The sequence below is a fragment of the Chelatococcus sp. HY11 genome (genome assembly GCF_018398335.1).
Classification (GTDB): Bacteria; Pseudomonadota; Alphaproteobacteria; order Rhizobiales; family Beijerinckiaceae; genus Chelatococcus.
The window spans coordinates 939,806-953,271 of sequence record NZ_JAHBRX010000001.1 but is presented as its reverse complement, the minus strand read 5'-3'; the positions used below and the strand labels follow the sequence as shown (position 1 = coordinate 953,271).

Here is a 13,466-nt window from a genome sequence, read left to right as displayed (position 1 = left end):
CGCCGCCTATCCCTTCTTCCATTTTGACGCAGGATCCAACCCCATGCCGATTGCTGATCGGTCCGCCGCGGGAAGCACCCGTCTGGCGAAGCGCCCTCATTTGGCAGCGCGCTTCATGGACGAGACGTGCCTTTCGTCGAGAGCCACGCGTGGAACAGTCGCCCCCGCCCTTACCATTGCCATCGCCACGGGCCTGTCGTGTCTGCCGCTTTCGGTGGAAGCCGCGAATTTCGATGTCGGCAACGACGCGGAGCTCAGGCAGGCGATCTCAAGCGCGGCGAACAACGACACCATCACCTTCAAGAACGACATCACCCTCAGTAGCAATCTGCCGGTCATCCAGCGCGATCTGATCGTCAATGGCGGGAACTTCTCGCTCTCGGGCGCCGGCCAGTATCGCGGTCTGTTCGTCGAACAGGGCAAAGTCGCGGTCAATGATCTGGCCATCACGAAGGCGGTCGCGCGAGGGGGCAACGGCGGCAACGGCGATGGCGGCGGCGGTGGCGGCGCAGGCCTCGGCGGCGCGCTGTTTGTTGCCACCGGCGCCCAGGTGACCGTGACGAACGTCACGCTCGAGAACAACGTGGCGCGCGGCGGCAGTGGCGGCAATTTGACCGTCAGCGATCAGATCGGCTCGGGCGGCGGCGGCGGCTATTGGCCAAGCGGCGCCGATGGGGGGAACGGCGGTACGCCCGGCTGGACGGGTGGTGCCGGTGGCCAGGGCGGCGGCGGGAACGGTGGCTCCAGCCAGATCGGCGGCGCCAATGGCGGGTTTGGCGGCGGTGGCGGCTCGGGACTTCTTGCGGGCGGCGGAACCGGCGGATTTGGCGGCGGCGGCGGCGGTAACACCTTCAACTGGGCGATGGGCGGCCTCCTCGGCGGCGCGAGCGGTATCGGCTCCCTGAGTTCTGCCAGCGCCGGTGGCGGCGGTGGTGGCGGCGCTGGTGGCGCGATCTTCATCCAGGACGGCGGCACCCTCACCCTCGCGGGCGCCCTTCGGCTATCCGGGAATGCCACGCATGGCGGAAGCGCTGGTCGCGGCGGGGAGCAGGTCGAGGCCGAGCCCGGCGCCGCGGCCGGATCCGGCATTTTTCTCTACGGGAACGGCGCGCTGGTGCTCGCCCCCGGAGCCGGCCAGACACAGGTCATCAACGACGCCATCGATGACGTGAATGGCATCAAGAACCGGTACAGCGGCGACTTCGGCAGCGGCAGCTGGTCCCTCGTGAAGACCGGCGGCGGCACGTCCATGCTCGGCGGAGCAAGCACGTATTCCGGCGGCACGGCGATCAACGGCGGCACTTTGCTGGTCAGCAGTGATGCGAGCCTTGGGGCGGCCGGCACCGGTGTGAGCCTGAACAACGGCACGATCGGCGTCGCCTCAGCCGACGGCCAGGCCTTCAACCGGCCGATGGCCATCACCGACCTCGGCGCGATTTACATTGGAACGAATGCGTCAAACCCGAACGCGCTCGTGAGCTGGACGGGTCAGATCGGCGGAACGGGCGCCTTGGTCGTCGATGGCCCGGGCACATTGGAACTGAGCGGCGCCAATTCGTACTCCGGCGGCACGAAGGTTTCGAGCGGCACCCTGCAGATCACGTCCAACGGCAGTCTCGGCACGGCCGGCACGGCGGTGACGCTCGACAATGCCCGCCTGCGCACGGCGCCGGGCGCCGCCAGCATCACAGCGGACCGCTCGCTGACGCTGCTCGGCAACACCGGCATCATCGTGAGCGGCGCCCCGCTCATCTGGAGCGGCGACATCAGCGGCTCCGGCTCGCTCCTCAAGGATGGACCGGGCAAGCTCAATCTCTCCGGTACGGCGAGTATCGGTGGCGGCACGACCGTCAGCGGCGGCGACCTCGCCGTCAACGGTCACCTCACCAGCAGTGTGACGGTGAACCCTGGCGGGACGCTGAGCGGCGCCGGCAACGTCACGGGCGACATCACCAACAATGGCGGCACCGTCAAGCCGGGCAACTCGATCGGCCATCTGACGGTCAACGGAAACTTCACCTTCAACGCCGGCACGCTCGGTGTCGAGGTGAACGACCGGGGCGACAGCGACCGCGTCAGCGTCCGGGGCGCCGGCCACAAGGTCGCCATCAACGCCGGCACGCTCGCCATCCTTCCGGAGGCTGGCATCTATGTGCCCAACACGCGCTATACGATCATCACCACGGAGGACGGCGGCACCGTCTCCTTCGGTGCAGTCACCGGTGGCGTCGGTTTCCTTACCCCGCAAGTCTCCATCGATCGGGAGCACATCTATGTAACCCTGGCCCTGCAGCCTGACGCCTTCCGTGTCGCGGGTCAGACGACCAATCAGCAGGCGGTCGGCAACGTGCTCGACATCATCGCCGCCACTGGCAATGTCGGGGGCGTCGTCACGGCCATGGCTAATGTGCCGACCGCCCTCGGCTCCCCGGCCCTGCAGGCTCTGAGTGGCCAGCCCTATGCCGATCTCGGGATCGTGAACCTGCGTGCCAGCCAGCTTTTCATGAACGCCGTGGGCCGCCAGATGGCGGTGGACCGGGGCGCGGGGGCCGGTGACGGCCGCAGCGTCGCCCTTGGTGAGGCGGGCCTTGACGGGATACCACGCTTTGCCGCCTGGGCAAGCGCCATCGGCACGACCGGTCGCATAGCCGGCAACAACAATGCTTCCAGCGTCTCTTATGCCCTTGGCGGAACGGCTTTCGGCATGAACTATCGCCCTGATCCCCGTTTTCGGATCGGCGTCGCCAGCGGTTATGTCGGCGGATCCCAATCCGTCACCGGGTTTTCCGGCGACGGTTCCACCAGCGCGGTGAGCGTCGCGCTCCATGGCTCGTTCACGGAGGGGGCGTTCTACGCCGATGCGTTGGCCGGCTATGCCAATGCCAGCAACGAGTTGGAGCGCTTCATCGCCTTTCCAGGCACAGGCGGTGTTGCGAACGGCGACACGAGCGCCAATCAGTTTCTCGGCCAGGTCGAGACGGGCTATCGCTTCAACGTGAGTGGAAACCCGAAGAACGCGATCACCCCGTTTGCTCGCGTTCAGCTCGCGACCAACGACCAGGACGGCTTCGTCGAGACCGGGCTGAGCCCGTTCAATCTGGCGGTCGCCTCACAGAACATGACATCGGTTCGCACCACGCTTGGCGCCGATTTCGCGGCGAGCCTCGATCTAGGCCACGGCCTGCCGCTGGACCTCAATCTGCGCTTGGGGTGGGTGCACGAGTTCGCGGACGGGGTGGTTCCGATGACCGCGACATTCAGCTCCGCGCCCGCGGTGCCATTCGTCGTCTCGGGAGCGGCGGTGCCGCGCGACAGCGCCCTCGTCGGCTTCTCAGCAGGAACCAAACTCGGCGACAACGCCTCGCTGTTCGCCAGTTATGACGGCGAACTGGGAGGTGGAAACGATAACCACCAGCTCCGGGGCGGCCTCCGGTTGGTCTGGTAAGGATCGTGCCTGTAAAAAATCCACGTCCGGCAAAAAGCGCTTTTTCATACTGATTTTATACGAAACCACCGCGTCATTCCGGGGCGGGCCGAAAGGCCCGAGCCCGGAAACCATGAACACGACGGTGAATCAAGAGAGGGCCGTCCGACGCGTCGTCTTGTCAGGCCTTGTGTTCATGGATTCCGGGCTCCTCGCTGATGCGAGGCCCCGGAATGACGGCGGCTCAGCTTTCCATCCGGCCGAAAGCCGCTGCATCCGCGAGTTACTTATAAATCCTCAAGCTTATTCTTCCGAATACTGGCCATCGCGGCGCGTGTCGGCTCCGGTATCGGACAGGGGCGATGGGTTTCGGCGTCGACATAGACATGCACGAAGAAGCCTTCGGCTGCGGCTTCATCATTATCGTCGGCAAACAGCGCCAGTTCGTATCGCACCGAAGACCGGCCGATCTGCGACACGCGCATCCCGGCGGTGATCACCGATGGATAGCTCATCTCGCTGAGATAGCGGCAGCCGGTTTCCGCCACGAAGCCGATAGCCGGGCTTTCAGCGGGATCGAGAAGCGACTGGGCGATCAGCCACTGGTTCACCGTGGTGTCGAACAGCATGTAATGAACGACATTGTTCAGATGGCCGTAGCTGTCGTTGTCAGCCCAGCGCGTCGTATGGCGCTGGAAATAAGGGTAGTCGGCACGTCGTGAGGGCGGGACGCGCATTCACCAGGCCTCCTTATAGATCGCCAGTGCATCCGCCTCGGTCACGGGACGCGGATTGTTGACCAGCAGCCGCTGCTGCTTCATCGCTTCCGCGGCGAGGCGGGGAAGAGCCTCTTGGGGGATCTGCATGTCGCGCAGACGCTGCGGCATGTCGAGCCGAGCCGTCAGATCATCGAGTGCCGCGATGAAGGCCTCGGCGAGGCCGCGCTTTGGCACTCCGGCCAGATGCGGGAAAGCATCGGTCGCGATTTCCCCGTAGCTTTCAGCGGCGACAGGCAGATTGAAGCGCAACACGGCCGTGAGAACGAGCGCATTCGACAGACCGTGGGGGATGTGAAAGATCCCGCCGATCGGATAGGCTAGCGCATGGACGGCCGCCACGGGCGAATTGGCGAAAGCTTGCCCGGCCAGCATGGAACCAACCAGCATCCCCTCGCGCGCCGATCTGTCAGCACCGCTCTTCACCGCCGTCTCGATATGGCTACCGAGGAGCCGCAGCGCTTCGCGCGCCAGCATCCGGGACAGGGGATTGTTGTTGGGGTTGGCGGAGGCATGGGCCTCGATCGCATGAACCATCGCGTCCACGCCCGTGGCGGCGGTGATGGCGGGTGGCAGGCCAAACGTCAAAGCGGCGTCCAATACCGCGATATCGGGCAGCAGGACAGCGCTCGAAACGCCCCGCTTCTCGTCTGCGTCCACCGTGATGATGGCGACCGGCGTGACTTCCGACCCTGTTCCCGCCGTTGTCGGCACGAGGATCAGCGGCAGGCGGGGACCACGGGCCTTCCCCACGCCCCAGACTTCATCCAGCGGCTGTTCCGATCCCAAAAGCAGCGCCACCATCTTGGCGACATCCAGCGATGACCCGCCACCGAAACCGATGACGCCGGTCGCCCCCATGGCCCTGCCGAGCTCACAGGCCGCCATGACGGTCGCCTGTGACGGGTCCGCCTCGACACGGTCGAAAACCTGAACATCGATCCCGGCCCCGCCCAGGGATGCAACGGCGCCGTCGCACAGCCCCAACTGGCGGATGCCAGCATCCGTGAGGAGCAGCACCCGCCGGCCGAGGCGACCGGCCGTAATTTCGCCAAGCCGTGATGCGCTACCGGTCTCGACAATGATCGAGGCGGTGGTGTGGAAGGAAAAGGCGGCGATCCCCGTGGGCGGCATTTCACATGCTCCGGTTCGAGAGCCGAGCGGACTTGGCCAGAGTGTTGATTGGCTTGTCGGCCTCGCCTTTCACCGTTTGTGCCCCAGATACGCCGATTGGCAAAGATCTCTTTGGCCGATCTTGAGCTTTCGACTGCCGATGAGACGCGAGCGATAGGGCGGCACGGGCTTGTTCGGGAAGACGAGATTGGGCCATATGGATCGATATCGAAGGGGGCCACGTCAGCGAGCGTCAGAGGGCCGCTCTTATCTTGCCGGGGGGCAAAAAAAGATGAAGCAGCAAGCGGGGTTCGCGTTGCTCCTTTGGGCATCCTGTCTGGCGATGTTGGCCGTGGGCGCCAACAGCACGGCGATCATGGCGGCGTTGCCGCTCATGCAAGGCGAACTGTCCCTCACGCCAGCGGGCGTACAATGGGCGGTGAACGCTTATCTGGTCATGTCCGCCGCCTGCGTGGTTCTCGGTGGAAAGGCCGCGGACCGATTGACCGCCCGGATGAGTTCGATGGCTGGACTGGCGGTGTTCGGCTTTGCATCCTGCATCATCGCGGCGGCCGACACGCAAGCCGCGCTTCTGATCGGACGCGCGCTGCAAGGCCTGGGGGCCGCATTCGCCGTGCCCGGTACGCTTGCCGCGATCAACGGCAGCGCGGCGCCGGAGGGCAAGGACGCGGCCATCGGCGCCTGGACGGGATTTCTGATGCTCGGCTTCAGCATCGGCCCGCTCGTCGGCGGCAGCCTGACCCATATCGCCGGCTGGCGCATGGTTTTCTGGTTCAATGTTCCTCTGATCGCTGCCGCCCTCGCCGGCCTCGTCATCGCCGGGAAAGCCCCCGCGCCTCCGAAAAAGGCATCGACCGAGGGCATCGACGTGGTCGGTTTCGGCTTGCTTGCCACGTTCATGGTTGCGGTGGTTTTCACCCTTCATGCGCTGCCGCATGCCGGAACGGCTCCCCTTTTGGCGATCCTTCCACTTGTCCTGGCGATCCTCGCCCTCACGCTGCTGCTGATCGTCGAAAAACGTGTCAGCGCCCCGATGGTGGACCTCGCTTTCTTCGCGCAGCGGGGCTTTGTGATCGGGACAGCCATCGGCGCCCTGGCGATGTTGTGCATCATGGGCCTCCTGCTCTATTTCAATCTCTACGCGCAGAGCCCCCGTGGCCTCGGCCTGACCGCGCTGGAGGCGGGTGCCTTGCTGCTTCCGCTGGGAGTAGCGCTGCTCGCGCTCGCACTTTCGGCTTCCGCCATCGCGGCTCGGCTTGGGCTTCGGAATGCGATCACGGGCGGAATGGGTCTCGTTCTGCTCGCTTGCCTCATCACCGGTGCAGCCATCATCACAAGCGACCTGCGCCTCCTCGCCGTCGGCTTCTTCATCATGGGCGCCGGTTTGGCGGTCCCCTATGCGCTGGCTCCGCGTCTCGCCCTCTCAGCCCTGCCGCCATCGCAAGCGGGACAGGGCGCGGGCTTCGTCAATGCCAGCACCTTTCTCGGCGGCAGCATCGGCGTGGCAGCCGGCGCGATTGCCTTCACGATAGCCGAACTAACGGGTGTTCTGGTGATGATCGCGCTCGCGGGCGCGGCCGGCGCCCTTCTCAGCCGCGGAATTCCGGAAACGCGGTGAGCTCACCGGCGGGTGGTTCAGACCCGTTCATTCGGCGTCGCAGGACACCTTCCAGCTGCCCTCTCCCGTCACCGTGAGCGTACCCCGATAGACGACCATGTCGCCGCGCTTGCCCCGGCGCAGACGGAGTTCGCCTAACAGCCGGTTAGCGGGTTCCCCCATGAAATCGATCCCGATCCGGGCCTCGTTTATCATCCCCCTGACGTAGCGGATGGCGAACGGCTTGCCTGTGCCGTAATGCTCGCTCGTCGTATAGTCGCCCTTTGGAGTTTCCAGAGTCGCCGCCACGACAGACACAGTGTCAGCAAGGCCCAACAACAGCCCGACGCTGACTCTGGAGCGAGCATCGTGGCAATACATCCATTCCGTCGCGCTTGCGACATGCGGCGCCAGCACACCAAGCAGGCCAGCCCCCAGCACGCCTAAAAGCCTCAGCGCGAGGGGATTTCGGCGCGGCCACTCGATACATCCGGCGCCAGGGCCCCCCGCCGTTACCTGTCCCTGCATGGTCGTGTTCGACGTCCCGCAACCTGCGACTTATGGGTCAACCAAAGCCCAAAATTCCCTGGGAACCATAGGGAAAGAGTGTTTCGCTCGTATTTCAACGCCGCTAGCTACAGTTGGTGACCTGGTTGGAACAGATTCCCCGCCACCAGCCACGTTGACCGTCCCTGCTCGTCGTCAGCGCCCAATACCCCGAGCAGGCATGGAGCCTTGTCAGGGTGCCGTCGATCGACAGATTGCCATTTGCATCAGCGGCATTCTCGCCGGGCTGAAAGGCCAGCGCATCCACATTCGGATATTGAAGCAGGCGGGGCACCGGCATCTGGGTGTTGCTGTAGGCGCCGGTGACCTCGGTCACCCGAACCCACCCGGCCCCGGCGTAGGTTTTCGGATGGCCCCGGGGCGGGTCATCACCATAGAGTGAGCCCGGCGGCGTCGCCTTGTTGATACGGAACCAGCCGTCCTTGTAGCCAGTGATGTCGAACGCGGCCCGCCATCCATCAATGGCAGACGCATCGTTATCATCCGACAGATAGGGACGAGCGAGACGCCCAACGATGGGTGCGTCGTCGGAGGGCCGTCTTCGAACCGCCGTTCCAGCGCTGCCCTCACCAAGCGCCCACCCTCTGATCCGGCAAACCATGACACCGCTCCTGCCCTCGGCCTGCGCCGCGGCATAGAGTTCGGATCCCGGCCCCACCTGCTCGATATCGCTTGTGTCGCGATCCTCAGGCGAGGCGGTGTAGATACGAACCTCCGAGACCACCCGACGGTGATCCGTCGTCTTCAGCGCGACTTCGACCGTCTGGCCGAAATCGAAAGCGTTTCCGGGCGTCCAAGGCGTATCGGCGCCTTTCGGAAACGCGGCAAAGAAAGCCTTCCCAGCCGCTTCATCGATCCGGTACAGCCGGCCAAGGACCCAAGCGGATGGAAGCGCCCGGACGGCCGCTTCACGCCATTCGGGATTCGTTGCGTCCGCCACAGCCAGAACCTGCGCCGAAGTCCTGGACCCACCCGTGCGCTCCTGCGCGGACGACAATCCGGCGAGACCGGCGAAGGGCAGCGCCAGCACGGCCGCCATCGCCAAATGGAGCCGATGCGGCACCATTATTCCACCGGAACCACGCGAAGCGGCGTCCGATAGGGCTCGACACGCAGATTACCCTGGGCCTGCACGCTGATCTTCGCGAACGGCGCCTGCTCGAGCTCGCCGTCCTTGGCCTTGCGAACGGCATAGCGCCAGACCGTGATCGTGCCGCGCTCCCGAAGCGCCTTTCCGATCGCCGTGGCGTCGTCACCAAGGGAGGCGTCCTCCTTTGTCAGCGCGGCGACGATCTCGTCCTTCTCGCTGACGAAGGTGAACAGCTTGGCGCCCTGCTCGGCGGAGAGCGCGGGGTTGAGGGTGGCCGTGATTACTCCCGCGAGGACGGCGCCGGCGACGACGCGGCGGTTGATGGGCGTGGGCATTGGCGATCCTTTCAAGGCTGATCCGCCCGCACTCTGCCGGTGTTCCGTTTCGCGCGCTTTTCACCCCACGTGTCTGCTCAAGGATCCCTCAAACATACCCCAACTATTTTGCCTCGGCGTCGATCCTCACCCGCTGCAGAAGAGCCGGGTAGTTGATCACGATGTCCGACAGATCTGCAATGTCGAGCCCGTTCCCGTAAGCCTGGATTGTGACGTTGAGGTTTTTCCTGGAACCGCTGGCGAGCGCACCCACGGCGTCGGCGATAGCCGCGACCGATGGTGAAGACGCGAGCGCGGCGCTCACGATGCCCTTGGCCTTATCCGCCAGAACGCTCCTCACCGCCGCAGGGTCACCTCCCTGAAGCTGTGCGAAATACCGTGCGATCAGATCGCCGAGGCCTGAATCGATGGCTGAGATCGTCACGAACTTCACCGTCACATTCTGGACTGCCGACAGCGTCTCACCAGCAGTCGCGGAGAACAAGGCACTGCCCGCGTTTGCGATCTCACCACTCAGGAAAACTCCCCCGAGTTCTCGCCCCGTGAGGGACAGCTCATGAACACCGATCGTCTCCTCGCTTTCGTTCCACCCGAGGGTGACGCGTGCCGTGCCATTGAAGCGCGAAACACCCGCCGTCCGCAAAGCAGCGGCGCCAGGGACACCAGGGCCCTCCGGCAGATCGAACTTGATGCCGATGCTATCGACGTCGATCGACGTCGGAACGTTGTTGCGGTAATTCGCAAACTTGGCATCGAAGCTCAAAATCTCCAGGCTCTGCCGGCCTCCGGGATTGCTGGAGAGCGGGATGGAAAACACCGCGTCCTCGAACGAGAAGGCCTCGATGGAGGGAAGCAAGGCGCGGATATTCGCGATCAACCAATCGGACTTTATCTCCGCCGGTGCGGCTCTTAACGCGCTGATAGAACGCGTCAGATCAATTGGCTTCAAGTTGGCTTGACGGATTGAGACAGCCGGATCACCGGCGAACCTGACCGAAAGGCCCTCCATTGCGACTGCAGGATCGACGCCGCCTCGCAAAGGGCCCATCGTTACGCGCTCGATATCGACTGTCGTATCAGGCGTGCCGGCAATACTCGCCGCGCAATGGTAATCTTGAAGATCCCCACCATCCGCTTCAAAATCATTCAGGACGCGCTGATAGGCGGCCAGAAGCCACCAAAGGTGCCCTACGCCGGCCGAATTTGCCGCTTCCCCGGCTTCGACCATCGATATGGCCGTCACGGCCGATGAGGTTGAACCCTGCCGAACCCTCAGTGCGCCAACGGCGATTGCGCCAGCGGTGCAATGGACGCCCCGCGACATGATATTGCCGCCAGTTGCCGTCATTTTGGCGGCGATGGCCCTCATCCCAGTCGCGCCACCTTGCGCGCTCCCGCCGTAGAGCGCCAGCGCAGCCTCGATATCGACGTCGTGGATCACAACATTGTCGAGCCTGGCTGTTCCAGCCTGCGTTTTCCAGCCGACAGTTCCTATCGTGACAGTTCCGGCACGCCCACCACGGACGTCCTCCAGCAGGATGCTCGTGAGGCTGAGCCCCGGTGTACCACCCTGCCCTTTCTCATTGCCGGAAGCCGCGAAAGTTAGTCTTATCTCAGGAACGGAAATGCGCTTCGCATTGATCGCTGTCATTCCGCGAAGTCCACGCGCGCCGCCGTTCAGGAGGGCTTTCAGCCGTTCTCCAGTGAGATTGACGCCCGGCAGCGCGATCGTTGGGATCGACAGCGACTGGGTGAGACTATCGGTGGCAAGATTGAGCGGCGTTCGAGCCGGCGACTGCTGGGCATCGGCCATGTCGGGAACGGCCATGACCTGAACGGCGCCGAGGATCGCCAACGCGGTGGGCAAGCCACGCAGAGCCCCGTGTATTCCCATGACGTTTCCCTTTTTCAAGCGAACACGCCGTTAGAAGGCGGAACACACATTGGCAGATTTCTTCTCAGAGAGAGAGCAAGCCAGACGGCGTAGGCGCTGCGTCCGGGCGAACTCTACGGTCGACCAGCGGCACGACATAACGCTAAGCCTTTGGATCTCGGCACAGCCGTCGGAGGTAGCCGCCTAAAATACTGAGGCCTGACCGCGCGAGTCATTCGGGATGGCCGCGCCCTTGCCGGTTATCGGACAACCCATTTTCATCGAGGTCGTGCGGGCGGACGGCTGCCTCTGGATCGTCACGGGAAGCTAAGTCCATATCATTCTGCTCCCCAATCCGTTGAAGGTTCATCCCAGTCTGACCCGCGCAAGTATTTCCTGACAGCACACGTGAACAAGGGGCTTTCGCGGGTCCAACCGAGTCAACGCACGGAATCAAAGACCGCCCGGGTCTCGGTGAGCCAGACCTCGTCGAGCGTCTTCAGAGTCTCCAGGACGCGGCGCATAGCGGCAGCGCCGGTCGGCGTGCCGACCACGAACGGATGGATGCCGATTGCGACGACCGTGGCTTCGCGCTCCGGGTCCACACGTGCCTCGCGCGCAAGCTCCGAGACATAGTCGATCCAGAGCTTTTCGAGGTCAACAGGCTCCATGCCTCGGGTCAGATAATGGCCCATATCGACCGTGACAGCGGGATAAGGAATTTGCAGCAGGGGACCAGAAGGCGTCTGCAACCGGCTGAGGATATCGGAATCCATGCCGTCCAGCGTGTAGCGGATACCCGCCGCCGCGCTTGCCGAGAATGTATCGGCATTCGGATAGACGCTGGGGCTCGACCAGCCGATCGGCCGCTCTCCGGTGTCACGCTCGATCAGATCCAAAGTCTGCTTGATGTAGGCTTGCTGCGCTCCAATGCCTTCGTTCAGCGGAAGCAATTGCGTCGTGTTGTTCATGCCGTGGCCAAGTATTGGCGCATGGGGGACACTGGTGCGCAGCGCCCGCCAGACCGTTGGATAGCTGGAGGGGAAAAGCGCGTTCAGGGCAAAGGTCAGCGGCACCCCCTGTTCGGCGAACAGCCGGCCAACCCGGGGCAATCCCCATTCGATGGCATATTGCCGGAAGGCGCCGTTCACGACGTCCGGATTCCGAGAGGTCATGTCTGCGCGCAGGCTCGGGCCATTCCCCGGCCCCCACACTTCGACATAGAGGACGAAGATCACGGCGACCTTCTTGCCGTTTGGCCAGGCTTTGACCTGGACCGTTTCGCGCGGCAGATCGGTCAGCCAATCGCGGCTCGTCTGCGCGAAGGCATGTGATAATGCAGTCATCATGAGAGCGATGGCTGCAAATACAGCCAGGCATCGGCGGCCAGACCATACACGCGACATCAGCCCCATCTCCCGAGCTGGAGTTTCTCACACGCGTGCCAGCTTGCCGCAGCGCCGCGCCTGTTCACGAATGACAGGCGAGGCATGATGCAACGCGCAAGCGGGCGCGTCGGACGTCGGAATGACCTTTACGGCAGATCCGCCAAGGAGGCAGGACCAGGGCCGGGCGTGATCAGCGTCGGCCATTGATTGGACCCGAAAGGCACCTTGGGCGGCAGGTGGGTCGTGATGCCGCGCGCCTTGGTTTCCGCGACAATGCTGTCACGGGCATCACCGCCCATGAGCTCATAGTCCATCAGGTAGCGGCTGCCGAAGAAGGTTTCCCCCACCGTCCGGTCCGCGATGATGCGCGTCAACGACTCGAGCATGTCCTGCGGCGTCGAGGTGAAGGAAACGGTCTCGATCAGGATCAGCCGGGAGTTGATGTCCTCCGGCGAGAAGAACTGGGCGAGCACGCTGTACAGCACGTTGTTCTGCCGCGCGACATAGATCGTGTTGCTGGCGGCGTAGACCTTGCTCCAGTCGTCACCGAGCTCCTTCTTCCAGTCCGCCAGCACGCCTATCCAGTGCTTGACCTGCGTGTCGGCAGCCCAGCGAATGTTGAGCTTCAGGCGGTTTTTCTGGTTCGCCGCGAAAGCCTGCACCTCCGCGAAGCTGACGACCGTGCCGTCCGCCACCTTGTCGATGAAGGCGATGTTCTCCTGGATCAGTTCGCGATTATTGGCACGCCATTCCTCGGGCATGCTGGTCTTGTCGAGACTGTCCAGAGCCGCCTGCAGCCGCACCCGATAGGCGAGCAGCGAGGGCTGGAAGGAACCGTCGTTCTGCTTGCCGATATGGGGGCCCGCGACGACGCCGAGCGCCATCACGCTGTGACCGACCGACTTCAGAAGCTGGTAGACATCCGGAACCTGCGGCGCCTCCAGCGGCGGCTTGCCCGGCCGATAGAGAATGAAGCGGCCGCCGGCGCCGGAGAACAACCCGAGGATGACCGGGTGTTGCGACAGGATGCTGCCCTGCACGAGCTTGCTGGCATCGCCATAGAGCTGGAACATGCCGGTGTTGAGGGCGAGCACGTTCTGCTTGGCGGTCTCGGCCGCGTCGGGAATCTTGGCGCCCACGATCACGTCCATATAGCTGGGAATGCCCGACTGGTCCTGCGCCCAGGCGGATCCGGCCCCGACACCGCACAGCAGCGCCGAAAGCGCGGCACAGCGTAAAGTTTTCACGTAGGTCATCGACGTTTCCCCAGCGCTTGATCGCG

Annotated in this window: 10 protein-coding genes; 2 read left to right on the top strand and 8 right to left on the bottom strand. The window is 64.0% G+C overall.

The window, feature by feature from the left end:
* Window positions 1-43: 43 nt before the first annotated feature.
* Entirely contained in the window at window positions 44-3,445 is a 3,402-nt protein-coding gene (locus KIO74_RS32150) for an autotransporter outer membrane beta-barrel domain-containing protein (RefSeq protein WP_213330915.1), read from the top strand.
* A 266-nt stretch (window positions 3,446-3,711) separates the two neighbouring features.
* On the opposite strand, the gene KIO74_RS04630 is transcribed toward KIO74_RS32150, so the two are convergent.
* Both KIO74_RS04630 and KIO74_RS04625 read right to left on the bottom strand, forming a co-directional pair.
* Complete coding sequence (locus tag KIO74_RS04630) at window positions 3,712-4,161, bottom strand: acyl-CoA thioesterase (RefSeq protein ID WP_213330914.1); 450 nt, start codon at window positions 4,159-4,161, stop codon at window positions 3,712-3,714.
* On the bottom strand, window positions 4,162-5,319 hold the full coding sequence (locus tag KIO74_RS04625; protein WP_291979002.1) for an iron-containing alcohol dehydrogenase: 1,158 nt from the start codon (window positions 5,317-5,319) through the stop codon (window positions 4,162-4,164).
* Between the two features lie 286 nt (window positions 5,320-5,605).
* Between KIO74_RS04625 and KIO74_RS04620 the strand changes: the two genes are divergently transcribed.
* Window positions 5,606-6,952, top strand: coding sequence for an MFS transporter (locus KIO74_RS04620; RefSeq protein ID WP_213330912.1), 1,347 nt, complete (start codon window positions 5,606-5,608; stop codon window positions 6,950-6,952).
* Window positions 6,953-6,979: 27 nt separating this feature from the next.
* On the opposite strand, the gene KIO74_RS04615 is transcribed toward KIO74_RS04620, so the two are convergent.
* From KIO74_RS04615 to KIO74_RS04590, 6 genes are all read right to left on the bottom strand, one after another.
* Window positions 6,980-7,459, bottom strand: a complete 480-nt coding sequence (locus tag KIO74_RS04615; RefSeq protein ID WP_213330911.1) for a hypothetical protein — start codon at window positions 7,457-7,459, stop codon at window positions 6,980-6,982.
* A gap of 103 nt (window positions 7,460-7,562) precedes the next feature.
* Window positions 7,563-8,564, bottom strand: a complete 1,002-nt coding sequence (locus tag KIO74_RS04610) for a hypothetical protein (protein ID WP_213330910.1) — start codon at window positions 8,562-8,564, stop codon at window positions 7,563-7,565.
* Complete coding sequence (locus KIO74_RS04605) at window positions 8,564-8,923, bottom strand: hypothetical protein (protein ID WP_249730860.1); 360 nt, start codon at window positions 8,921-8,923, stop codon at window positions 8,564-8,566. Before KIO74_RS04605 ends, KIO74_RS04610 begins: the two co-directional genes overlap by 1 nt.
* A 103-nt stretch (window positions 8,924-9,026) precedes the next feature.
* On the bottom strand, window positions 9,027-10,817 hold the full coding sequence (locus tag KIO74_RS04600) for an aq_1923 C-terminal domain (RefSeq protein ID WP_213330909.1): 1,791 nt from the start codon (window positions 10,815-10,817) through the stop codon (window positions 9,027-9,029).
* Window positions 10,818-11,236: 419 nt separating this feature from the next.
* Window positions 11,237-12,142 (bottom strand): polysaccharide deacetylase family protein, encoded by a 906-nt coding sequence (locus KIO74_RS04595; protein WP_213330908.1) that lies wholly within the window; start codon window positions 12,140-12,142, stop codon window positions 11,237-11,239.
* Window positions 12,143-12,330: 188 nt separating this feature from the next.
* The gene (locus tag KIO74_RS04590; protein ID WP_249730859.1) at window positions 12,331-13,440 is read right to left on the bottom strand and encodes a hypothetical protein; all 1,110 of its coding nucleotides are present in this window, start codon (window positions 13,438-13,440) and stop codon (window positions 12,331-12,333) included.
* Window positions 13,441-13,466 lie beyond the last annotated feature (26 nt).